Below are 23,565 nucleotides of genomic sequence, written 5' to 3'. Positions count from 1 at the left end.
TCAGATTCTACTACGGAGGGCTCCCGCGCCCGCCGCTGTATGCCAGCTGTCCTACGGTGCCAGTGAAGCAAGTGGCGTGACTACGACACCGTCTTCCCGTCGGTAGGCAGTCGCGGTTCCAGTGAGAACGAGCAAGAAGGACGCTTCGCCTTGGTGGGTCGCATCGATTTTAGATGCGAGTTTCTTGAGATTGGCGGCAGCGGTGTCTATAGGCTTTGAGCCAAGCTTGACCTCAACCAGAGCGTACCTGCCGTCATCTAGCACGAGTACGGCATCGGCTTCAAGGTCGGTCTTGTCCCGATAGTGGTAAACCTTGCCGCCAAGTAGATCCATATAGGTGCGCAGGTCACGGATGCACATCGATTCAAACAGAAGCCCAAATGTTTCAAAATCTTCCAGGAGTTTTTGAGGCGTTGCCCCCAGGGCTGCGACCGCAAGCGATGGATCGCAGAAATGGCGCGTCGGACTTGTCCGTACGGCGGTTTTTGAGCGGAGCCGCGGGGCCCATGCCTCGAGATCTTCGAAAACGCAGGAGCGGGTCAAGGCGTCGACATATTCAGAAACGGTATTTCTTGAGGGAGGTTCTCCTTGCATGTCGGCGGCGATTGTTGCGAGCGATGCCTCTGTTGAGATGTTGCGAGCGTAGCTTCGAATAATCTGGGCCATCCAAGTCTTATTTCTCCGCAGTCCATCAATCTCGTCGATATCGGAATCAAGCAGTTCCGAGATGTAATCAGGGGCCATGGATAGCGCAATCCCATGGTTTGGCTCGATAACCGCTTCAGGCCAACCTCCTCGGCAAAGTGAGTAGACGATACGTTCGATATCGAAGTCGACCATATCGGCAACATCGGTGTTTCCATCAAACAGGCTTGCCAGCGAAACTGATCCTGTTGACTCGCGTGATTCAAAAAGTGACATCGGGCGCATGTTTATACGTGCTATGCGGCCGACTCCTGAGTGTGCCGGCATTTCGCTTGCCCGAGGCGTTGCGGAGCCGGTGAGGATAAACCTGCCTCGTCCTTTGCCGCGGTCGATCGCGAACCTTACGGCGTCCCAAAGCTGTGGGGCCATTTGCCATTCATCGATGAGGCGTGGCTCATCTCCTTTGAGCAGGAGAGAGGGCTTCGAATCGGCAAGCTGGATGTAGCTCGGACCGTTATCGGGGTCTTGCATGTAGATGCTGCTTGCGGCTGCCTGTTCAGCCGTTGCGGTCTTGCCGCACCATTTTGGCCCTTTGATTTGGACAGCCCCAGAAGATTTTAGTTTTCTGGCGAGCACTTTGTCCGCGACTCGTGGTAAATAACCGTGTTGAATTGAACCCATGTCACCCTCCTTGCTAGTAGGGTATTATACCGTTGATTTGTGCAAGTTGGACGATTTAGATTGTGCAAGTTGGACGATTTAGATTGTGCAAGTTGGACATTATATCTAGCTAACATTCATGATGCCAAAAGAGAAGCCCTAGAGTCTCCAGGCCTTTGTCGTATAACGCATGATGTCAAGAATGTCGGCCTTGATGTTTGGCGGTAGGGCTTTGAAGAGCGATAGATATTCGTCTTCCTGAGCGGTAAAAAACGCAGGGCTTCCGTCTGGATCTTTGGTATAGCCAAGGATATCGTTGGGCGTGCATCCAAAGAGATCGCACAATGCAACAATGCGGTCTTCTCCTAGTTTTGCTCGACCTGTTTCCCATGCACTATATGTCGCCTTGCTAACGCCAAGACTGTCCGCAATTTGAAGCTGAGTAAGCCCTGACTTTTTGCGGATTCTGGCGAGTGCGGTATGTCTACTAGTCTCATCCATGTCGCTCCCGTCTGAATAATCAAGAGCAACTTTGCATTTCAATGCCGGTCAAATGTCTAACTGAATTGTTCTTAGGTGCAATAATTGACATAAAGTCTAATATGAATAAACTCAAAACCAATAGAAATAGACATCGAGGAATGGTGGCTATGGGGAGAGTTGTTGGAATCGATCTTGGGACGACCTATTCGGCCGTCGCTGTGTTGGGAGACGATGGACTTCCCGAAATACTGAAGAATGCGGACGGAGAACCGACTACACCTTCGGTTGTTTTATTCCAATCATTTGACGGAAAAGACGAGCCGCTTGTTGGAACGATGGCCAAGCATTCGGCGGCAAGTGATCCCGATAATGTTGTCCAGTTCGTGAAGCGGCAGATGGGAAATCCGGATTGGAGATTCGACTCCGACTCGGGCGTTTCCTACTCTGCAGAAGAGGTTTCCTCCCTTATTATCAAAAAATTATTGCAAGATGCCGAGCAGGCACTTGGAGAAGAAGTATGCGGAGCCGTGATTACGGTTCCCGCATATTTTGATGATGCAAGAAGAACTGCGACAAAGCAGGCAGGTGTAATTGCGGGCACCAAAGTGCTTCGCGTGTTGAATGAACCGACGGCCGCAGCCCTTTCCTTTGGTCTCGATACCGAGAAGAACGGCGTCACGCTTGTCTATGATCTGGGCGGCGGAACGTTCGACGTGACGCTTCTTAAGATAGAGGACGGTTGCTTTACGGTTATCGGAACCGATGGCGATAGAAACCTGGGAGGATTCGATTTCGATAACGCTCTAATGTCGTTTGTGGCAGAAGAACTCTCGAAACAGGGTGCCGGTAATGTTCTCGATGATTATCTGATAAGTGCCGAGCTTCGAGAGAAATGCGAAATGGTTAAGCGCACTCTTTCGAACGTGCCAAAGGCAAACCTCCATATTTCGAAGAACGGAAAGCCTTATCGTGTGGCTATTTCTCGCGAAGATTTCGAGCGGGCGAGTAGGTCGCTCCTGAATCGAACGCAGGAGCTGGTCGAGGACGTGCTCGAGGACACCGGTTATTCATGGGGTCAAATCGATCATGTGGTCCTTGTTGGTGGCTCAACGCGTATGCCAATGGTGCACAAGCTAATCGAAGACATTTCGGGGATGAAACCCGAGCTTGGGGTAAATCCCGATGAGGCTGTCGCCATGGGGGCTGCCGTTCAGGCCGCAATAGAAATGGAATCGAGCATTGACGTGGCAGGGTCGGCAGAAAATGGTTTGCCGGATATGCCCCTCTTTACGGCTCCGAGCGTAGTCATTGCCGATGTTACCTCGCAACCTTTGGGGGTTGTGATGCTCGGGAAAGACGGCAAAGACTACAACAATGTCGTGATTCCGAGGAATTCACCGGTGCCGGGGAGTTATTCACAGGACGCAGCAACGGTGAGTGAGAACCAGTCGTACGTCGATGTCCAGGTGACACAAGGCGATGACCCAGACTTGAACTATGTGGTCATTATCGGTTCAAAGGAAATACCGCTTCCGCCCGGGTTGCCCAAGGGATCTCCCGTCCGCGTGGTTTACGAATACGACAGAGAACAAACCGTGCATATCCGTCTATATGCCGGGGGGAGCGGCCAGCTGTATGGCGAGTTCGAAATCGACCGTGTGGCGAATATGGATGAACGGCAGCTCGATACTGCCGTTAACAAGATGAAGAACATCGAAATTGGATAGGGGACACTGATGGAAGAATTTGTTGACTACTATGAAATTCTCGAGCTGGAAAAGAATGCGCCGATTGAGGAGATTGAAGAGGCGATTAAGAAAACACGAAAGCGCTTCAGGCGTCTCGAAGGATCTCCGGATGCTATGCAAAGAGCGAACGCCGAAAGGATGATGCAGCTCTTAAATGAAGCAGATTCGTTGTTTCACAACAGTTCAAAACGCTTGGAATACGATGCCACATATGATAGCGGGAAGAGTGACAGCAAGAGGGACCTGGAAAAAGACGCCCGTGCTGCAACCGCCGAGAAAGACTGGACATCAGAAGCGAAAGATTATTTCAAAAACGGTCAGAGTGCCAACGCTTGTTTTGCCGCTAGGGAGGCAACAAGGAGTTGCTCAACCGATGCGGAAGCATGGCTTGTGTGGGCTCTGGCAGCATATTCGATGGACAAGTATGACGAATCCATTTTTGCTGCATCCGAGTTGCTGAAGCTTGGCTCGAATCAGGCGACCGCTCATAGGCTGTTGGGCGACTCGTACATAATGATTGATAAATACGCAGACGCCGAGGCTGAGTTTCTGAAGGCCCAGCAGATTGATAAGAGCGACTATACGATTATGGCGCGCTTGGTTGATGCGCGTTATCTTCAGGGGAAATTTGACCAGGCCCTCACTATGGCGCGCAATCTTCATGAGGCACATCCGGATTATGGACCCGTCCTAAGCTCGTTATGCCGGTGTCTAGAGACGGATGTCGAGAACAAAATGAGCTCAAAGGATAATGCTGGCTATTTCACCAATATGAAACAAATCCAGCATGCTGAACTTGTCGTTAGTGAAATGCGCGCGTTGGGAAATATCGACAAGGCTGATGAGGAATGGATTGAGAAAATGGAGGGCCTTATCGACTGGGCGCGTAAAAGGCACTACATTGCACCGGCCCGATGGTTTTGGATTCTCTGCGGCTTGACCTTCTTATTTATGATAAGCGGGTCAAGTGGCGCTCCCTTGACGCTCGTTCTGTTCTTTGGGCTGCTCCTGTATGCATTCTTCTTTGTTGTACCGACCGGATGGATGATCAATGCCCGTAAATTAGGAGAGCTTGCAAAGAGGACAGGGCTCCAATAATGGACGTGCGCTGGGACCAAGCACTTGACAGCTTGGAGATGGATCGCCAAGCAATTATTGACTGTACAGAACGGCTCAGAGCGTCTCTTGCTTCTCTCAAATCAGATTCAAGAAAAATCAAAGACTTGGCCACTGGCGAAGCTTATGCAGGATTATTCAGTGAGCTGCTGCTTGCCGTTGATAGAGTCAAGAATGAGCCGCTGTCAGAGGACTTGAGGTCTTCGATTGTGGATGAGATTATCGAGGTTTGTAGCCATTACGGGCTTGAGCCTGTTCTGTGTGACGAGACGGTTAATCTACATGAGCATGAAATCGTTGGATTGATTAAGACAGACGACGCCTTCAAAGATGGAAAGGTGGCTCGAGTAGAGCGAGACGGTTACAGGATTGGCGGAAGACTTCTCCGCCCAGCGCGAGTGGTTGTCTTTCGGCACGAAGAGGACTGATGGCCAATATGTCGCTGGAAGAGACCTATGCCGAAATGAGGCAAGCGCTCAGCGAGGTCAAGGAATGCCAGGCTCATCTGCTGGGAGCTTGTGAATCCCAATCTGCCTCCGTTGACACGTGGTTGAAGATGACGCTGAAGGAGAGACAGGAGGCAAAAACACGAGCGCTCAATAAACTCAGCATCCGGGAGAAGCGCCGCAACGCCCTTTCGAAAAAGCGGGTGCAGGATACCGTTGACGAGTTGCTGGCGATCGAGGAAGGCTCGGCCCTCAATGCCGCCGAGTATATCCAGATTGGATCGATGTCGAAAACTTCAAAACGTGACGATTTGTTTACGGTGCCCTTTATCGTTCCGTTGCTTGGTCACGGCAATATCGTGATGTCGGTTTCAGGCGAGGGCTGCATTTCAGACGGGGTAGTGCGCGAGGTAGAGGCCAAGACGCTTTTATCGACTTCAGCGTCGCAAGTTGAAATCATTAGTTTTGACCCGGCACTAAAAAACATCGAGGCTCCTTTTTCGACGATTGGCCGGAACGGGCAAGGCGAGGCAGCGGTCAGGTATTTGCATTCGAGAGGCGAACTCGATGCCTTACTTAACGAGCTGACCGACCGTGTGACGCAAATCAACAACGAGTTGCTGTCAGACGATGAGAGCCTGGCGGTATATCACCAACGGGTCGGAATGCCGGTCGAGAAGTACCAGCTCGTTGTGATCCACGATATGCCGATGGGAATGGCTGCCGAGCAATACGACCGTATCTGCTCGCTGATGAAGGCGGCCCCAAAGGCAGGCACTTCTTTCCTAATGATACAACCTAAGATGGACGACTTGCCCAAATGGTATTGCGAGAAGAAACGTTCCTATCCTGTTTCGGAGCGTCTCGAACTATTCTCGGGCAGTCATGCCCGATGGCTGGGTCACGATGGCTATGATGTTGAGCTCTATGAGCTTGACACGATTGAATCGGCGCAAGCCGCCGAGCGGATGGCCCGATCAGCGGCAGAGCTGCGGTTGCCCGAAGTAAAGATCGAGTCGGTGCTTCCCGCGGAGTATTGGATGGAGACGAGTGAGGACGGAGTCACGTTCTCGCTGGGTCTGCGTGGAACCCAGACGGTTGATGTCACGATTGGCTCGAATGAGACTCAAAGACATAATGCACTGATAACCGGCGCGGTCGGACAGGGTAAATCGAATCTGTTGAAAGATATCATCTACGGTTTGTGCGCCAGGTATTCTCCCGACGAGTTGGAACTCTATCTGTTTGATTTCAAAGAGGGCGTTACCCTGTTTCCCATGGCTCCCACGCCGGATTCCCCCGAGTACCTACCGCAGGTAAAGGCATTTGGGCTTGAGGCCGATGAAGACTTTGCCATGGATGTGCTGAATTCCATAGCCGCCGAGGCCAAACGGAGGGCCGCTGCGATCAAGCCTTACGGAGATAATCTGCTCAAGTATCGGCGCAATAGCGGGAATAAGATGCCGCGTATCGTTGTGGTCATTGATGAGTTCCAGCTATTTTTAGAAGGCGCAAGAGGCAAGGAAGCCTGCGAACTTTTGGAACGCATCGTTCGCCTCTATCGTGCATACGGTATTCACGTGATATTGGCGTCACAAAGTATCGGCGGGATAACCAATCTTGCCATTTCCCAGGGCAAGTTCTTCGCACAGTTTCCTATCCGTATCGGACTGAAAAACTCGCCGGCGGAGTCGCGGGCGACTTTCGGACCCTTTAACGAGGCGGCTGCTAGCCTAAGGTTCAGGGGACAGGCAATTCTGAACGAAGATTACGGAAATCCGAGCGCAAATGTGACGGTGCTTACGCCGTTTGCTGAGGATGCCACGTTGGACAGTCTCAGGAACAAGTTCTATACAATGCCAAAAGGGCACCTTGATGAACCGGTGGTTTTCGACGGAAGCACTCTGCCGGAGTTGACTGAGGCCCTCCTTGAGCAGAACGACATAGATTCAGGTAACGTGCCGAGCGCCTTGCTTGGCCGGGGTGTTTCTGCTGGGTTGGCACCGATATATTTCCCGTTTGAAAGAGCTGCGGGAAGCAATATCGCTCTTGTGGGCAGGGGAACGCTGCCAGGGCTCGGTGATCTTCCGAATTCTGTCGATCTTGCGGCGTGTGTTATGGAAACGCTTGTTTTATCGCTTGCACGCTATGAGCGAGGCGCTGAGTTTGCTGTAGTGGAGGATGGCGCGCGCCATGTTTCTAATTCGACTCTGGAGATATGCGCTCGTGCGGGGGTTTCTCCGGAGGTCGTGCCTTCGGACGAAGCGGCTGCATGGATTACCAATTGTCTTCAGAGAAATGATGTCGGGGAAGAATGTGGGCGGGAGCGGTTTGTGTTGGTGCCGAATGCGGACTCACTAGGATCTTTCGACTTTGGTGCTCAGCAGAAGATTCAAAAGGTATTCCGCGAGGCTCCTATGCACGGAATCCACTTTGTCTGCCATTGGCAAAACCCCGTAGCGCTTTCAGCGCAGTTGGGTTCATCGGGACTGTCGTCTTTTGACGGCGTGGCGTGTCTGTTTGGCTCGAATGTCGCAGCGAAGCAGTTGGATGGCCCGCTGTGCCAGTGGAACGGGCAAGAGAACCGGGTCCTTTACAAGGAGGCTTCTTCGGGACGTCCCTCAATGAAGCTCATGCCCTTTGTCGCAACGCGATTATGGAGGAGGGGCGACGATGAGCAGGGATGATTTGTACGAAAGGTATTTGTCCGAAGCAGAACGATTTCTGAAATCGGAGGCGTCGACCGCCCAGCTTGTTAAGCAGGAGTGCGATCGTTGTGATCGGGAGTCGATTTCTGCGAGGAACATGGCGGGCAAAAAGAAAGCGGAGATAGATCGCCTGGCGCATCAAGCACAGGAGGCTTTTTCGCAATTGTCTAAACGACTTGCGGGGAGTCACGCGAAGGACGTCGGCGCTGCGCTTCCGAACATGGTAAGACCGATTGCGTCGAATGAAGACGCTGCCGAGCTTGCCTCTTCGTTATCAGGGCTTATCAAGAAAATCGATTGCTATATCGAGATGATTGAAAAAGATACGTCTGTGGACGAGTTGAGTCAGCGATCTTCAAATGCACTGGATGCTCGACGGGCGGCTCTTGACCGGAAGCGTCTTCTGATGGAAGAAGAGAAGGCGATGCTGGATCCTCTTCCCGTTAAAGCCGAGGAGTCGAAAGGCGGCTGCCTTTCTCAGGCGGCGATTCTATGCGCGTGCTGTATTGGGGTAATTTCGCTTATTGCGAATGCGCTATTTGGGTTGTTGTGACAACGGAAAGGAACAGAAATGAGTCAGAACATCGGCCAGCTCGTTGCAGAGCTGAACGCGTTGGTGTCGAAGATGGAGACGCAGCGAGGTGTGTGCGTCACGGTGGCGGACGATCTCGATTCACTGCACGACATGCTTAACGCGGCAATGGAAGGAACAAATTCGACCGCTCAAAATGAGGCGGTTGGGCAGCTTGGAGCGGCAGCGGCAAAGCTGCTCGAGGCGGGTGGCCTTATCAGTACGGCATGCGATGTGGTCAGCACGTATGCAAGTACGCTCTAGGCGTTTATGGGTGGCGCGGGGGCTCGTCTCCGCGCTTGCCGTTTTCTTGTTCGGCTTGGGAATTGTTCTGGTCGGTCGTATTGGCGTGAGAAAGGTCGTGAAATCCAGCGGAAGCAATTGTGTTCTGGCGGCTTGTGCAGATGGTGTTGGAGATGTGCTTGATATCTGCAACGCGAGAGTTGCTGACGCGGTTTCAGGGGTTGTAGGGCAAGACGAATCCCGCTCTTCGTCCATCGATGGGAGCTCGGAATTTCAGCCAAGCATTCAAGAACGGTACTACGCCGACTTGGCGCATGGGCCTAAGGGTCCTGAGTTTCAGAAGTACATCGTTTTGCACGATACGGAGGGCGATTCTTCCCCTGAAAGTGTCATCGATTGGTGGGAGTCCAACGGCAATAAGGTAGCGGCTCATTTTGTTGTTGGAAAAGATGGGTCGATCGTTCAATGCGTGCCTCTCGATCAAATCGCGCACCATGCCGGTTTTGGCGATGCTGGGAAGAACGAGCAGTATGGAACAATCGATGATTCGAGAGATGACAAGGTCGGAACGTTACCGATAGGGGGAAGCTATCCCGATTACGGCATGAACTCTTATTCCGTTGGGATTGAGATGGTTCATGTTGGAGGATCGGGCGATTACCCCGAAGAGCAGCTTATCGCTGTCGACGGTCTAATTGCGTATATCGATGAGTACTACGGGTTCAAGAGCCAGATTATCGACCACAAGGCGTGGCGGACGGGAAATTCGGATACATCGGCGGAATTCTCATCATATCTGTCGAACTATCAAGAATATCGGCGTCATGTTGATGGCTAAAAGACAGCTTGAAAGGGGAGACAGTGAAGTGTCCCAAATGTAACGCAGAGATAGAAGAGGGGACAGTTTACTGCCCCTTTTGTGCTGCGAAAGTATCTTCTGGCGTGGGTCGGTCGACCACAGAGAATGAGCGGATGCCATTCGATGTCAAGGATAATGCGAAGGGGAAGGCGGCGGCGGAGGATTCTGGCAACGAACTAGGTAAAAGAGTAATTGGGTTAATTGGCGGATTCGATTCAAATAAAATCGTGATAATTGGCCTGGTGGCCGTCATCATTGTTGGCGGCTTTTATGTTTGGAATCGATTCGGGAGTGGGCACTCATCACCAGAAATCACTCAAACCTATCAGCATACGATGTATAAATCGGACGTCGATGAGTTTGAGTCGGAAAACTCAGATGAAAAGGACGAGGCCGACGATGAGGACGCAACTGAATTAATAGTGGTATCAAATAACTCCGCCGGGTTTCCAGAGATGGTGGTGAATGTCAAGGTGACCGGCTCTTCGACAGAGGCGTTGTCGAAGCCGGAGAATTGGTCCCTGAAAGAAGCGGGTACGAACGGTGAGCAGGCTTCGACTAACCCCCGGAGTGTTGTAGTTGGTTCGGACGGAGTTTGCAAGCTCGCATATCGGTCGACGCTCGGTAGCGATTCGGGTGATAGCCGTACGGTTGTCGTGTCATATATTGATGATCAATCACATAAGGTTATGGATAGCTTTTCCTATTACTGTGATGCGAAGAGTTCGACGGTAGACGGTTACTTACTTTCTGAAAGCGACTCATGGCGTTATACCGAGGCGGAGATTGAAGAAATGGGTATGAGCACATGGGAGCTTTGCTTGGCAAGAAATGAAATATATGCACGCCATGGTCGCAAGTTCAAGAATGAGAAGATTCAAGAGTATTTCGACAATAAGGATTGGTATGAAGGCATATACTCGCCTGAGGAATTTGATGCGATGACATCACCGCTTAATGATATCGAGAGGGCAAATGCCGAAACGATCCAGTCTTACGAACGTGCTATCGGATCTGAGTTTTTAAATCCATAACAAAACTTGTGGCAAAGACTAGGTAAATGAAGAAAACGGGTGCGAGTCTGTGCGACCCGCACCCGTTCACTGGGGGCTGTTTGTGACTACCATACTATCCGTGGCTGCACTCGGTGCATCCAGAAGTCCGGCGAGCGGTGCAAAAGCGCTCATAGACGGCGGGTAAGTAACAAGCGTATTACAGATGCTTCTCCAGCAGCGCCTGCAGCCTCGCCTTGGGCAGAGCGCCAACCGAGCGGTCAATCTCCTCGCCGTTCTTAAACACAATCAGCGTGGGGATGCTCATGACGCCATACTTCATGGCCAGGTCCTGGTTGTCGTCGACGTTGCATTTGGCAACGGCAAGCTTGCCCGCCAGCTCATCGGCAACCTCGTCAACGATGGGCGAGAGGGATCGACAGGGCCCGCACCACGGTGCCCAAAAATCGACCAGCACGGGCAGGCTGTCGTTAACGATGGAATCGAAGTTCTCGGGGGTAATCTGATTAATGTCAGCCATGGTGACCTCCATAATGTGACGCGGCTCAGCCGCGTAAAACTCAGTACGACCGTGCTTATACCCAGCCGTCCGCAAAGCAACCACTCGCGGGCAGCTCTTTTATATAATGGTGGGCACGCAAACGATTGGAGAGCGCATGCCCACGTCACAAAGCCAGAAAAAAGAAGCCATCGCCCAGGCGGCCGAGCAGGAGCTCACATCGCTTGCGGTCCGTGGCGTGCGTATCGCGGGCAACGCGTGCTCGCCGATCGTGCTGGTCAAAGGCGATTTGGACGAGGCCGAGCGTTCGGGTGGCGAGCTTGCCGCCGGCCCGGATGGCGCGGCGTTGCGCAAGGCGCTTGGGGCCATCGGCTACGCGCCCGAGGATTTTTGCGTGCTGGCAAGCGTCGCCGGCGTGGGTGACGGAGCGGTCGCGGTGGGCGAGACTCTGCCGTGCGAGCTGTTCCGTGAGGCGCTTGAGGCTTTGGACCCCGAGGCGGTGCTACTGCTGGACGATCGCGCGGCCGATACCATGCGCGAGACCTACGCCGATATGCTCGTGGCGATCGATGACTTCGACACCGCCATGCTCAAGCCCGGCCTGATCGCTCATGTGCAGGGCCGCCGCGTGCTCGCGCTCGACGGTTTTGAGGCGGCGCTCACTGACAAAGCCGCCAAGCAGCGCATGTGGGCATACATCAAGCAGCTGACCCCGGCGGCCGCTCCGCTGTAGCGGATTGGCGCCGGCGAGCGATTGTCTGGCGGGCAAGGCACACCTCGAGATCGGCGCCGCACTTCTACATCACAGCGCGCAGCTCAAACCGATCGCCGTTAATGCGGAACTGACAGTTGCCGTTCATGCGCTCCACGGCAAGTTTGATGCTCCTGGTGCCAAAGCCGTGGCCCGCATGCCGGGTCACGGGCATGCCGTCGACCATGCGCGGCGCGCGGTCAAACGTGTTGGAAACTAACAGCAGCAGCTGGCCGTCCTCTAATCGCAGGTCAAAGTCGACGAATCGCTTTCCTTGGGGTGCGGCGCTTGCGGCGGTGATAGCGTTTTCCAAGGCATTTGAGAGCACGCTAAACAGGTCGGCGTCACCTACGTGGATGGTTTCGGGTACGGCGGCGCGCAGGTTGGCGGTAATGCCGTTTCTATTGATTTCCGAGTTAAATGACGAAAGCGCGATGTTTACGGTCTCGTTGGCGCAGAAGCGGCGTACGGCGGTGCGATCGCCGGCTTCGCAGAGTTCATCGATGCGTTTGAGCGCCTCGTCGGTGTGGCCCTCCTCAATTAAAGCGGCCAGGCCGCGTAGGAAGTGGCGCATATCGTGGCGAAGAATCGACAGCTCGCGCCCAGATTGACGCCAAGCCTCGAGCTCTTTGATGGCGGCGCTGTCGCGGGTTTCGAGCATCCAGCGCTCTCGCTCGGCGGTTTCCTTTTCTTCGTATTCGCGCAGGTAAACGGCAAGAAACATAAGATAGAAGGCACAGAGCGCAAATGCCAAAAACTCAACCGTCACCACCGAGCCCGAGTGGAACAGCGTGGTGTAGACGTTGGTGGCATAGTCAAAGACGTAATAGACGAGCGGCAGGATTAAAAGGATGCCCAGCTCGGTGGTGCTTTTAATCGCCAAGCGCGGACCGATGTCGCCGGCCCAATGCAGCAGGACGGCAAAGACGGCGAGTGTGGTCGCGATGCGCGCCAGATAGTACGCGATCTGAGAATCGGTTGCGGCAAATGCGGCGATGCCCATCCAATTGCTGAACTGGCAGCTCAGATAGGCACTCGTAATGCCGAGCACGGCAAGCAGCGGGCTCAGGCGGTAGCGCGCGCACAAATAGATGATGAGCGGCAGATGCACGACGAGCGGATATACCTGGCGGGCGAAAAGCTCTCCGCCGACGGCATTGGCGAGGCCAAATGCGCATCCGGTTACGGCACCGACCAGCACCAGTTCAAGCGCATGACGCCGGTTGATCTCGATACCGCACAGCGCCGCCGAGGCAAAGACGCCAAAGAGTAGCGTTGTGGCGTGGTGGATTGCCCAAAGGACCATTTCGACCGAGGAGACCATCAGTGTCTCCCAGCCTCAAAGCGCACCGCAAAGTAGGCGTCTTGGAATCCCTGCTTGCAACTGCGCGAAAGCGGGATGCACGCGCCCGAGCGCATGACGATGTCCGTGCGGTCAAAGTGATCGATGTTGCGCAGGTTGACCTGGTAGCTGCGGTGGCATTTAAAGAAGGTGGCATTTTGCGCCAAACGGTCCTCGACGCTGCGGAACGACTCGAGTGCCTCGATGTCGCGTCCGTCGCGCAGGTGGAAGACCACGTGCTTGTTGCGCGCCTCGGCATATTCGATGTCGGACAGGCGCAGGGCGTGGTAGCCAAAGGAAGTTTTGATCACGAGCTCGTCGGTTGCCGCCGGGCGCATGCTCGAAAGCTCGTTAAGTAACTGCGCCAGGCGTTCGTAAGTCACGGGCTTGAGCAGATAGTCGAAGGCGCGGACCTCGTAGGATTCCAGCGCGAACTCGGGCGACGAGGTGAGGAACACCAGGCGCACGGCGGTGTCGGCCTGGCGCAGTTCGCGTGCGGTGTCCATGCCGTTGACGAGCGGCATGATCATGTCGAGCAGAATGATGTCGGCGCGCGATGCGGCATGGCGGGCCAGCAGGTCCTCGCCGCGCGTGACGAGCGCAACATCGACCGCCGTGCCCGTCTCGGTCGACCAGCGGTCGATCATCCGGTGCAGTCTATCTAGAAAAGCGACATCATCGTCGCAGGCAATAATCTTGAGCATTCGGCCCCCTTAAGTAGTTCGATTTTGCCACATCGGGCACGCGCCGCTTGCGGGGGTGCGGACCGTTTGCGCCCCACGGCGTGCAGCTCGCGCCAAGCGGTGTTGCGGTGGCGAAAGATGCCTCCTGCGCCATCGAGAGCTCAGCTATCCTCAGCTTGCCAGTTCGAAAATGGACCCGACCCAAGATTGAATCTTTATTTCAACTTTACACCTAGGTTTACAGCTGTCTTGTCAGCTGTAAACCTAGGTGTCATACTAAAGCCCCAAGATTCGCCAAAAGAGAGGGGCCTTGATGGCACAGAGCGCGAACATGGATGCGTCGGAGCTTGCACGCGATATCGCGGCCGGCCTAGCATCGGCAACGACGGCAACGGAGCGCGCGGCACTGGTGCCCGCAGAGCTCGTCGAGGCCATTCAGCAGCTAAAAACCCAACGTGACGCGGTGATCCTGGCGCACTATTACGTGGCGCCCGAGGTGCAGGCCGTGGCTGATTACGTCGGCGACAGCTTCTACCTGGCAAAGCTCGCCAAGAGCCTGCCGCAGCAGACTATCGTGCTGTGCGGCGTGGAGTTTATGGGCGAGAGCGCCAAACTGCTCAATCCCACTAAGACCGTGCTGCTGCCCGAGCCGGGCGCGGACTGCCCCATGGCGCACATGGTCAAGCGCGAGACAGTCGATGCAGCGCGCGCCGAGTACGGTGACGACCTTGCCGTGGTCTGCTACGTCAACTCCACGGTCGAGATCAAGAGCTGGAGCGACGTGTGCGTCACCAGCTCCAACGCCGTTAAGATTGTGTCCGAGCTGCCGCAGCAGCATATCCTGTTCATTCCCGACCAAAACTTGGGCCGCTTCGTAGCCGAGCAGGTGCCGCAAAAGCACGTCATCCTCAACAACGGCTACTGCCCGCGCCATCACATCATCACCGTCGAGCAGATCGTCGACGCGACGGAGGCCCACCCCGACGCGCTCGTGCTGGCGCACCCCGAGTGCAAGGCCGACGTCCTGGCCGAGGCCGACTACATCGGCTCCACCGCCGGCATCATCAAGTATGCCGAGAAGTCCGACGCGAGCGAGTTCATTATCGTGACGGTTCGCGGCGTGCTCTACGAGCTCGAGCGCCGCTGCCAGGGCACCGGCAAGAAGTTCTACTTCCCCGCGGTGCAGCCCACCTGCGTCAACATGGACCTCATCACGCTCGAAAAGCTCGTGCGCTGCCTGGAGACGGGCGAGGGCGAGGTGCAGATCGGCGTCTCGGACGAGGCGGCAGACCAGGCCAAGCTCACGCTCGACCGTATGCTCGAGTACGCAGCGCGCTAGAACAATGTGACATGAGGGGCAGTCCCTTATGCCACATTACAAGGGAGAGGATTCCTGTGGAAACCAAGCAATACCCCGATATGGAGTGCGACGTCGTCATTGCCGGCTGCGGCGTGGCGGGCCTGTACGCGGCCCTCAATCTGCCGACGAGCACGCGCGTGATCATGCTTTCCAAGGGCGCGGTCGACGAGTGCGATTCGATGCTCGCGCAGGGCGGCATCTGCGTGCTGCCCGAGGGCTCGGACTACGATGCCTTCTTTGAGGACACCATGCACGCCGGCCACTACGAGAACCGCCGCGAGAGCGTCGACATCATGATCCGCTCGAGCCGCTCGGTCATCAACGACCTGCTGGCCATGGGCGTGGACTTTGAGCGCAAGGCCGACGGTAGCCTCGACTTTACCCGCGAGGGCGCGCACAGCCGTCCGCGAATTGCCTTCCATGCCGACATTACGGGCAAGGAGATCACGACCAAGCTGCTCCAGGCCGTTCGCAAGCTGGATAACGTGCAGATTTTGGAGCACGTGGCCATGACCGACATTCTAACGGGCGAGCGTGACGGCGCCACGGTGTGCACCGGCGTCGTCGCCGCAGCCGTGGACGAGGACAACTCGGTTCGCCCCGCCGACGAGCTGGCAAATGCCGTTGAGGGCGTGCATGCCGGTAAGCCGTTTAAGATCCATGCCCGCCACACGCTGTGGGCGACGGGTGGCATTGGCGGCGTGTACGACCACTCGACCAACTACCCGCAGCTCACGGGCGACGCCTGCTACATCGCTCAGGAGCATGGCATTAAGATGGAGCACCTGGACTACGTGCAGATCCATCCCACGGGTCTGTTCTCGCCGCAGCCGGGTCGCACGTTCCTGATCAGCGAGAGCTGCCGCGGCGAGGGCGCGATTTTGCTCAACGCCGCCGGCGAGCGTTTTACCGACGAGTTGCAGCCGCGCGACGTTGTCGCCGCCGCCATCCGCGAGCAGATGAAGCAGGACGGCACCGAGCACGAGTGGCTGAGCTTTGCCCCCGTCGAGCGTGACGTGGTGACCGGGCACTTTGCCAACATTCGCGCGCGCTGCCTGGAGGACGGCCGCGACATCCTGGACGAGCCCATTCCCGTTACACCCACGCAGCACTACTTTATGGGCGGCGTATGGGTCGACAAGGACGGCCGCACCTCGATGCCCGAGCTCTACGCCGCCGGCGAGACGGCCTGCAATGGCGTGCACGGCAAGAACCGCCTGGCTTCTAACAGCCTGCTCGAGGCGCTGGTCTGGGGCCGCCGCGCCGCGTGGTACATGCGCACCGGCGAGTCGCTGGCCGTGGAGCAGGCCGGTGAGCCCGCGCTTGACGGGCGTCACCGCGCCCTGAGCGCCGATACCCTTGCAATCGATGATTTGGCCCGTGCCGCCGGCACGCAGGCCGTAGAGGAGTAGACCATGAATCCCATTACCATGAAGCTCGTCGTCGATGATCTGATTTTGCAGGCTCTGCGCGAGGACATCACGTTTGAGGACGTGAGTACGGCGAGCGTGTGCCCCACGGCGCGCCCCGCTACCGTTGAGCTCATCGCCAAGGCCGACGGCATTATCGCCGGCCTGGACGTATTCGCCCGCACCTTTGAGCTGCTGGATCCGCAGAGCTCCGTGTTGTTCGATGTCGCGGACGGCGACGAGGTACACGCTGGCGACCATGTGGGCCAGGTGCGCGGCGACGCGCGCGTGCTGCTTTCGGGCGAGCGCGTGGCGCTCAACTATCTGCAGCGCATGAGCGGCATCGCCACTTACACGCATCGGATGGCGGCTGCGCTCGAGGGCACCAAGACCGTGCTTGTCGACACGCGCAAGACCACGCCGGGCATGCGCGTCTTCGAGAAGGCCGCAGTCGAGATCGGCGGCGGCAGCAACCACCGCTATAACCTGTCGACGGCTGTCATGCTCAAGGACAACCACATCGACGCCGCCGGTGGCGTGGCGCGCGCGATTGAGATGGCGCGCGCCCATGCGTCGTTTACCACGACGGTCGAGATTGAGTGCGAGAACCTGGACATGGTGCGCGAGGCCGTGGAGGCCGGCGCCGATATCATCATGCTCGACAACATGACCCATGACGACATGGCTGCCGCGATTGAGCTTATCGCCGGTCGCGCCAAGACTGAGTGCTCGGGCAACGTGGATGCCAGCAATATCCGCGCGCTCGCCGACCTGGGCGTTGACTTTATTAGTTCGGGCGCTCTGACGCACTCTGCGCCGATCCTCGACCTTTCGCTTAAGCACCTGCGTCTGCTGGACGGTAAATAATGAATGCCCGCGAGCGTCGCCGTTCCATCATGGCCGTGCTCGAGAGAGCCAAAGATCCTGTCTCGGGCAGTGCGCTTGCCCGTGAGGTGGGCGTGAGCCGTCAGGTCGTGGTGCAGGACATCGCCCTGCTGCGCGCCGACGGGCACGATATCGTCGCCACCAATCGCGGCTATGTACTACAGGAGGCCCCCAGCAGCCCCGCCGTGCCCACGCGTCTGGTCAAGGTTCGCCACGGCGTGGAGCAGGCGGGCGATGAGCTCACGAGCATCGTCGACGCGGGCGGCGCCGTGCTCAACGTAATCGTCAATCACCGCGTATACGGCAAGATCACGGCCGACCTGGACATCCGCAATCGTCGCGATGTTGAGCGCTACCTGCACGATATCGAGAGCGGCAAGAGCTTTCCGCTGCTAACGGTAACCAGCGGCTATCACTTCCACCGTATTGCGGCAGAAGACGAGCAGACTCTCGACGAGATCGAGGCGATGCTCAAGGAGAAAGGCTACCTAGCAGACCTGATGCCCTACGAGGACGATCTATCGTAGCCGACGCTGCAAACGCCCCTAAGCGGCAATCTGACGTTCAATCGTCGGTTGCGTACAAAAAGTACGCTTCCCTCCTCTTTCACGTCACCTTGCTCGCTTAGGGGTGTTTTCGCTGACGTGAGCTCAACCTGCGACGGTGCCAAATTAGTTATCCGCACAAAAAAGGAGGCCTCCGCGGCGATGCGGAGGCCTCCTTTTTTGTGCACGGTGTACTTTTGAGTGTGCAGGTGGGGGAGTTGTTACTCCTCGACGATCTCGGTGATCGCGCCAGCGGGGCAAGCGTCCTGGCAGACGCCACAAGCGACGCAGGAGTCCTCGTCAGCGACGGTAGCGACGTCCTGGAGCTCCAGAACGCCAGCGGGGCAGGAGTCGACGCAAACGCCACAAGCGATGCACTCGTCGGCATCAATTACGGGATGAGCCATGGTAGTTTCCTCTCTGTTGACCGACGCTACAGGCGATGCGCGCCGGTTTGATTCGGGCAAAAACATACCACGGGAGCGACCGTTTGCAATACCCTCTGGCCGGCATCTTCATACCGTTCGCCGAGTATGCCGCGGCTTACTAAAAAACATGCAGGTGAGGCCGTTGAGCTGCGCAAATGTTAGCTATAGGTGACTTGAAGTATAGGGCGATTGAGCGTGCTTGCGGAAAGGGCATCCCGTTATTTGGCCGAAAACCGGGTCGCAGTTTCCGGCTGGGCCCGCTAGAGGAAACTGCGACCCGGAATCCACGCTCAAACCGGGATGAACTTTCCGCAAGACGGCCCCCAGGCACCCCCGGACGCAAACCTCAGTCAACTCTACATAGATCTCAATAGATCTACCGAGAACTCAAACAGTGCATCTACCTGCGCATTTGAGAACCTAAACTCTCAGAGATAAGAAATCTTATATGAATTGACTTAGATTTTGTATATTCCGGCCCATAAGGGGATACACTACATCCTGAAAGACAAGCCGAAGCGCCGCGCGGCAGACCGCCGAGTCGGCGCGAACGCACAAGAGAGAGGGAATTTCTAATGAGTAAGATTCTTGGTATCGACCTTGGTACTACTAACTCCGCTATGGCCGTCCTCGAGGGCGGTTCTCCGACCATCATCGTGAACGCCGAGGGCGACCGCACCACCCCGTCCGTTGTTGGCTTCCGTGCTGACGGCGACCGTGTCGTGGGTAAGGCCGCTAAGAACCAGGCTGTCACCAACCCCAAGAACACCGTGTTCTCCATCAAGCGCTTCATGGGCCGCAAGTACTCCGAGTGCACCTCCGAGATCAAGACCGTGCCGTATGAGGTCAAGGAGGGCCAGGGCGGCCGTGCCGTCGTCGATATCGAGGGCAAGGATTACACCGCCGAGCAGGTGAGCGCCATGACGCTCGCGAAGATGAAGGCCGACGCCGAGAAGTATCTGGGCGAGACCGTCACCGACGCCGTCATCACCGTCCCGGCCTACTTCAACGACGCCCAGCGTCAGGCCACCAAGGATGCCGGTAAGATCGCCGGCCTCAACGTCAAGCGTATCGTCAACGAGCCGACCGCTGCCGCTCTTGCCTATGGCCTGGACAAGCAGGGCACCGACCAGCGCATCCTGGTCTTCGACCTGGGTGGCGGCACCTTCGATGTCTCCATCCTCGACCTCGCCGACGGCGTGTTTGAGGTTCTGTCCACTTCGGGCGACAACCACCTGGGCGGCGACGACTGGGATCAGCGCGTCATCGACTGGATGGCCGACAAGTTCCAGCAGGAGAACGGCGTCGATCTGCGTCAGGACCCCATGGCCCTGCAGCGTCTGAAGGAGGCCGCCGAGAACGCCAAGAAGGAGCTCTCCGCGGCGCAGCAGTCCACCATCAACCTGCCGTTCATTACCATGAACCAGTCCGGCCCGCTGCACCTCAACTACACGCTGACCCGCGCCGAGTTCGAGAAGATCACCCGCGACCTGCTCGAGCGCTGCAAGCAGCCTGTCACCAACGCCCTGCGCGACGCCAAGCTTAAGCTCTCCGATCTGACTGAGGTCATCCTCGTCGGCGGCTCCACCCGTATGCCCGCTGTCCAGGATCTGGTCAAGACCATGACCGGCAAGCAGCCCAACATGTCCGTGAACCCCGACGAGGTCGTTGCCGACGGCGCTGCCGTCCAGGGCGGCGTGCTCACCGGCGACGTCGAGGGCATCCTGCTGCTCGACGTAACCCCGCTGTCGCTGGGCGTTGAGACCATGGGCGGCATCATGACCAAGATGATCGACCGCAACACCACGATCCCGACCTCCAAGACCGAGGTCTACTCCACCGCTGCCGACAACCAGACCAGCGTCGAGATCAACGTGCTCCAGGGCGAGCGCGAGCTTGCTCGCGACAACAAGTCGCTCGGTAAGTTCCAGCTGACCGGTATCCCGGCTGCCCGCCGCGGCGTGCCGCAGATCGAGGTCACCTTCGACATCGACGCCAACGGCATCGTCAAGGTCTCCGCTAAGGACAAGGGCACCGGCAAGGAGCAACAGATCACCATTTCCGGCTCCACCGCTCTGTCCGACGACGAAGTCGATCGTATGGTCAAGGACGCCGAGGCTCATGCCGAGGAGGACAAGAAGCAGAAGGAAGAGGTCGAGGTCCGCAACCAGACCGACAGCCTGTGCTACTCCACCGAGCAGACCCTCAACGAGCTGGGCGACAAGGTTTCCGCCGACGTGAAGTCCAAGGCCGAGGCCGCTATCGCCGACGCCAAGAAGGCGCTCGAGGGCTCTGACGTCGAGGCCATCAAGGCCGCTGGCGAGTCCCTGCAGTCCGTGGCCTACGAGCTTGCCCAGGTTGTCTACGCCGACGCTCAGCAGCAGACCGACGGTGCCGCCGGTGCCCAGCCTGCCGACGATGACGTTGTCGACGCCGACTACGAGGTTGTGGACGACGAGGACAAGTAATCATGTCCGCCCGTAAAGCTCGCACGGAGGCGGCTGCCGCTGGCGCCGCCCCCGTTGACTCTGAGGAGAAGGACGTGAAGATTCCCGTAGAGGCCGTCGACGATACCGAGGTCAACGAGACCGAGGCCGCCGAGGCTGCCGAGAACCAGGTAGAGGATTCCAACAAGGAGGCGACGATGACCGAGGACGAGATGGTGGAAGCTGCTATCCGCGCCGGTGAGGAAGCCGCCGACAACGACTTTAAGCTCAAGTTCGAGCAGGCCCAAAAGGAGCTTGCCGACGTGCGCAGCGAGCTCGATGCTGCGGCAGAGGCTCAGAAGGCCGCCGAGGACAAGGCAAAGGACGCCACCGAGCGCACCGCCCGTCTACAGGCCGACTGGGAGAACTTCCGTCGCCGCACCGCTAACGAGCGCATCGCCGAGCGCGAGCGCGCGACCGAGAAGCTCGTCACTGCGCTGCTGCCGGTGGTTGACGATATCGAGCGTGCAATCGACCATGCCCGTAGCCAGGAGCTTTCCGACGATTTTAAGCAGTTCGTCGATGGCGTTGACGCGGTGCATGCCAAGCTGCTCGATGTGTTTGCGCACGAGGGCGTTGAGCCCATCGACCCCAAGGGCGAGGCGTTCGATCCGCTCGAGCACCAGGCCGTGGGGCGTGTCGAGGACGCATCGCAGTACGACGAGACCGTCAACGACGTGTACCAGAAGGGCTACCGCATGGCGGATCGCATCCTGCGTTCCGCGATGGTGACGGTGACCTACGGCGGCGAGAAACGCCCCGCACCGGAGCCCGAAGCGGCGCCCGAGGATGCTGCGGCCGATACGGCCGAGAGCACCGAGGAGTAATTGAGAAGGGCCCCGGGGCGACACCCGGGGCCCTTTCTGGCCTAGTGCCATATGAAAGCATGAGCCGCCGCCCGCTGGGCGGCGGATGAAACAGGAGAGGAGCTACGATGGCTGCAGGCAAAACCTTCTATGACATCCTGGGCGTATCCAAGAGCGCCTCCGACAAAGAGATCAAGAGCGCGTTTCGCAAGCTCGCGCAAAAATATCACCCCGATGCCGGCGGCGACGAGGCCAAGTTCAAGGAGATCAGCGAGGCCTACGAAACGCTTTCGGACGAGAAGAAGCGCAAAGAGTACGACCAGATGCTCATGTTTGGCGGCATGCCGGGCGCAGGCGGCGCGTATGGCGGCGGCTACGGTGCCGGCGCGGGCGCCAGCGGCTGGGGCGACATCTTCGACAGCATCTTTAGCGGCAACGGCGCCTGGGGCAGCGATTGGGGCTCGGGCTTTGCCGGGGCTGCGGGCGCTGCCGGTGCCGGCGCGGGTCGCAGCCGCGCTCGCAAGGGCGGCGACCTGTCGCTGACCGTCGATGTGACGGCTGAGGACGCGTTCCGCGGCGTGACGCACAAGGTCACTTACCGCATTCCCTCGACGGGCGAGCAGCAGACCATTACGGTCTCGGTCCCCGCGGGCGCGGTCGACGGCGGCAAGCTACGCTACAAGCGTCGCGGCGAGTACGGCGTTGCGGGTGGCGAGCGCGGCGACCTGGTCGTGACCACGCATGTGGAGGAGCACCCGCTGTTTAAGCGCAAAGGTGCCGACGTGACCATGGAGGTACCGGTCTCGGTCTTCGAGGCGGCGCTCGGCTGCACGGTGGACGTGCCGACGCCCGGTGGTGCGACGGTTCGTCTGAAGGTGCCCGCGGGTACCCAGACGGGCAAGAAGTTCCGCTTTAAGGAGATGGGCGCGCCCGACGTTAAGCATCGCGGGCGCACCGGTGCGCTGCTTGTCGAGATCAAGGTGCAGGTTCCCACGAACCTGTCTGATGACGAGCGCGATGCCATGACCAAGCTGCGCGAGGCCGACACGCGCGACTACCGCGAGAAGGTCAACCGTTACAAGGCGACGTACTAGGGCGGTCGCGGCGCACGCCCACGCCCGCGGGCTTATGATGGACGATAACGAGACGGAAAGGGGTCAGGTAGCATGGCCGAGGACAATAGGAACAAACCGCTGTACATGATTAGCGTGGCGGCCGAGCTGACCGGTATGCATCCGCAGACTCTGCGCGTCTACGAGTCCAAGGGCCTGGTGAACCCCCAGCGCTCGGGCGGCAACACGCGTCTGTATTCGCGTGCCGATATCGAGCGCTTGGAGCTCATCAACCAGCTGACCGACGAGGGCATCAACCTTGCCGGCGTGGTGCGTATTCTCGATATGAAGGAGCGTGCTGAGGAGCGCGAGCGCGAGAACGAAAAGCTCCGTGCCCGCGTGCGCCAGCTCGAGGACGAGCTGCACGAGTACAAGATGCAGAAGAAGATCACCGCCCTGGCCCCGCGCGACGGCTCGGTTAACCCCGAACAGGTCATGCGCAAACTTTTGGGCGCAGGCGGGGATCTCTAGGTTACGCCGTTCTGCCGAACGGCGTAACGGCTCGACGCTGCGCGACGTCCAGAGCGACAATTTGTCATTCAAAAGGCAAGGCATGACCAGAAGGTCTATGCCTTGCCTTTTTCATGCCAACTTGTTCGCTCTGGACGTCGCTCGCTGTCCGTCCTCTACCTGCGGCGTTGCCTTGCTCCGGATGCGGTGGTCATTGGGGACGTTCTTAAATGACTAGTTAAAGGGGACATTCTTGCGGCACTTGGCACTTGGGGACGTTCCTTTTAATATGAGCAGGACATTGTCAAGAGGCAAAA

General features: G+C 57.5%; 23 protein-coding genes. 17 read left to right on the top strand and 6 right to left on the bottom strand.

The features are described 5' to 3' along the window. Positions 1-51 precede the first annotated feature (51 nt). Complete coding sequence (locus LK493_RS06265; protein WP_227790472.1) at positions 52-1,326, bottom strand: ATP-binding protein; 1,275 nt, start codon at positions 1,324-1,326, stop codon at positions 52-54. Positions 1,327-1,464: 138 nt separating this feature from the next. Then, entirely contained in the window at positions 1,465-1,806 is a 342-nt protein-coding gene (locus LK493_RS06260; protein WP_195192678.1) for a helix-turn-helix transcriptional regulator, read from the bottom strand. Between the two features lie 149 nt (positions 1,807-1,955). On the opposite strand from LK493_RS06260, the gene LK493_RS06255 reads away from it, so the two are divergent. The 8 genes from LK493_RS06255 (at position 1,956) to LK493_RS06220 (ending at position 10,513) form a co-directional block, all read left to right on the top strand. Continuing rightward, on the top strand, positions 1,956-3,515 hold the full coding sequence (locus LK493_RS06255) for an Hsp70 family protein (RefSeq protein ID WP_227790471.1): 1,560 nt from the start codon (positions 1,956-1,958) through the stop codon (positions 3,513-3,515). Positions 3,516-3,524: 9 nt separating this feature from the next. After that, positions 3,525-4,634 (top strand): J domain-containing protein, encoded by a 1,110-nt coding sequence (locus LK493_RS06250; protein ID WP_227790470.1) that lies wholly within the window; start codon positions 3,525-3,527, stop codon positions 4,632-4,634. Further along, entirely contained in the window at positions 4,634-5,080 is a 447-nt protein-coding gene (locus LK493_RS06245; RefSeq protein WP_227790469.1) for a nucleotide exchange factor GrpE, read from the top strand. Before LK493_RS06250 ends, LK493_RS06245 begins: the two co-directional genes overlap by 1 nt. Then, on the top strand, positions 5,080-7,785 hold the full coding sequence (locus LK493_RS06240; protein WP_227790468.1) for an FtsK/SpoIIIE domain-containing protein: 2,706 nt from the start codon (positions 5,080-5,082) through the stop codon (positions 7,783-7,785). The genes LK493_RS06245 and LK493_RS06240 overlap by 1 nt, the downstream gene beginning before the upstream one ends. Further along, positions 7,772-8,359: a hypothetical protein gene (locus LK493_RS06235; protein ID WP_227790467.1), complete on the top strand. Its 588-nt coding sequence runs from the start codon at positions 7,772-7,774 to the stop codon at positions 8,357-8,359. The genes LK493_RS06240 and LK493_RS06235 overlap by 14 nt, the downstream gene beginning before the upstream one ends. A gap of 18 nt (positions 8,360-8,377) precedes the next feature. Next, positions 8,378-8,641, top strand: coding sequence for a hypothetical protein (locus LK493_RS06230; protein ID WP_195362198.1), 264 nt, complete (start codon positions 8,378-8,380; stop codon positions 8,639-8,641). A 10-nt stretch (positions 8,642-8,651) separates the two neighbouring features. Beyond that, entirely contained in the window at positions 8,652-9,458 is an 807-nt protein-coding gene (locus LK493_RS06225; RefSeq protein ID WP_227790466.1) for an N-acetylmuramoyl-L-alanine amidase, read from the top strand. Between the two features lie 134 nt (positions 9,459-9,592). After that, positions 9,593-10,513, top strand: coding sequence for a YARHG domain-containing protein (locus LK493_RS06220; RefSeq protein ID WP_227790465.1), 921 nt, complete (start codon positions 9,593-9,595; stop codon positions 10,511-10,513). A 178-nt stretch (positions 10,514-10,691) separates the two neighbouring features. On the opposite strand, the gene trxA is transcribed toward LK493_RS06220, so the two are convergent. After that, complete coding sequence (gene trxA / locus LK493_RS06215; protein WP_022093990.1) at positions 10,692-11,012, bottom strand: thioredoxin; 321 nt, start codon at positions 11,010-11,012, stop codon at positions 10,692-10,694. Positions 11,013-11,148: 136 nt separating this feature from the next. Here trxA and LK493_RS06210 point away from each other — a divergent pair, with 136 nt between their 5' ends. Further along, entirely contained in the window at positions 11,149-11,724 is a 576-nt protein-coding gene (locus tag LK493_RS06210; protein ID WP_227790464.1) for a hypothetical protein, read from the top strand. 64 nt (positions 11,725-11,788) lie between these two features. Here the strand turns inward: LK493_RS06210 and LK493_RS06205 are convergent, their stop codons facing one another. Together LK493_RS06205 and LK493_RS06200 are read right to left on the bottom strand one after the other, a co-directional pair. Then, positions 11,789-13,066 carry a sensor histidine kinase gene (locus tag LK493_RS06205; protein WP_227790463.1) on the bottom strand — a complete coding sequence of 426 codons (1,278 nt, stop codon included), beginning with the start codon at positions 13,064-13,066 and terminating at the stop codon, positions 11,789-11,791. Then, complete coding sequence (locus LK493_RS06200; RefSeq protein ID WP_006235221.1) at positions 13,066-13,788, bottom strand: LytR/AlgR family response regulator transcription factor; 723 nt, start codon at positions 13,786-13,788, stop codon at positions 13,066-13,068. Before LK493_RS06200 ends, LK493_RS06205 begins: the two co-directional genes overlap by 1 nt. Before the next feature lie 292 nt (positions 13,789-14,080). Between LK493_RS06200 and nadA the strand changes: the two genes are divergently transcribed. From nadA to LK493_RS06180, 4 genes are read left to right on the top strand one after another with little or no spacing between them, the layout of a single operon-like run. Then, positions 14,081-15,106, top strand: a complete 1,026-nt coding sequence (gene nadA / locus LK493_RS06195; protein WP_227790462.1) for a quinolinate synthase NadA — start codon at positions 14,081-14,083, stop codon at positions 15,104-15,106. A 56-nt stretch (positions 15,107-15,162) separates the two neighbouring features. Next, positions 15,163-16,539, top strand: a complete 1,377-nt coding sequence (locus LK493_RS06190) for an L-aspartate oxidase (protein ID WP_227790461.1) — start codon at positions 15,163-15,165, stop codon at positions 16,537-16,539. A 3-nt stretch (positions 16,540-16,542) separates the two neighbouring features. Continuing rightward, positions 16,543-17,403 (top strand): carboxylating nicotinate-nucleotide diphosphorylase, encoded by an 861-nt coding sequence (gene nadC, locus LK493_RS06185; protein WP_227790460.1) that lies wholly within the window; start codon positions 16,543-16,545, stop codon positions 17,401-17,403. Then, positions 17,403-17,948: a transcription repressor NadR gene (locus LK493_RS06180; protein WP_227790459.1), complete on the top strand. Its 546-nt coding sequence runs from the start codon at positions 17,403-17,405 to the stop codon at positions 17,946-17,948. Before nadC ends, LK493_RS06180 begins: the two co-directional genes overlap by 1 nt. 239 nt (positions 17,949-18,187) lie before the next feature. On the opposite strand, the gene LK493_RS06175 is transcribed toward LK493_RS06180, so the two are convergent. Further along, positions 18,188-18,439, bottom strand: coding sequence for an indolepyruvate ferredoxin oxidoreductase subunit alpha (locus tag LK493_RS06175; protein ID WP_227790458.1), 252 nt, complete (start codon positions 18,437-18,439; stop codon positions 18,188-18,190). A 530-nt stretch (positions 18,440-18,969) separates the two neighbouring features. Here LK493_RS06175 and dnaK point away from each other — a divergent pair. The 4 genes from dnaK to LK493_RS06155 all read left to right on the top strand — a co-directional run bounded on the left by dnaK (position 18,970) and on the right by LK493_RS06155 (position 23,269). Beyond that, complete coding sequence (gene dnaK / locus LK493_RS06170) at positions 18,970-20,862, top strand: molecular chaperone DnaK (protein WP_117564548.1); 1,893 nt, start codon at positions 18,970-18,972, stop codon at positions 20,860-20,862. 2 nt (positions 20,863-20,864) lie between these two features. Then, positions 20,865-21,707: a nucleotide exchange factor GrpE gene (locus tag LK493_RS06165; protein ID WP_227790457.1), complete on the top strand. Its 843-nt coding sequence runs from the start codon at positions 20,865-20,867 to the stop codon at positions 21,705-21,707. A 107-nt stretch (positions 21,708-21,814) separates the two neighbouring features. After that, the gene (locus LK493_RS06160) at positions 21,815-22,780 is read left to right on the top strand and encodes a DnaJ C-terminal domain-containing protein (protein WP_022094000.1); all 966 of its coding nucleotides are present in this window, start codon (positions 21,815-21,817) and stop codon (positions 22,778-22,780) included. Between the two features lie 72 nt (positions 22,781-22,852). Further along, positions 22,853-23,269 (top strand): heat shock protein transcriptional repressor HspR, encoded by a 417-nt coding sequence (locus LK493_RS06155; RefSeq protein WP_006235210.1) that lies wholly within the window; start codon positions 22,853-22,855, stop codon positions 23,267-23,269. The last annotated feature ends 296 nt before the right edge of the window (positions 23,270-23,565 follow it).

It is taken from the genome of Collinsella aerofaciens, from assembly GCF_020709435.1.
Taxonomy (GTDB): domain Bacteria; phylum Actinomycetota; class Coriobacteriia; order Coriobacteriales; family Coriobacteriaceae; genus Collinsella; species Collinsella aerofaciens_AU.
Note: the sequence above shows the minus strand (reverse complement) of the source record. Positions and strands in the feature narration are given on the sequence as shown.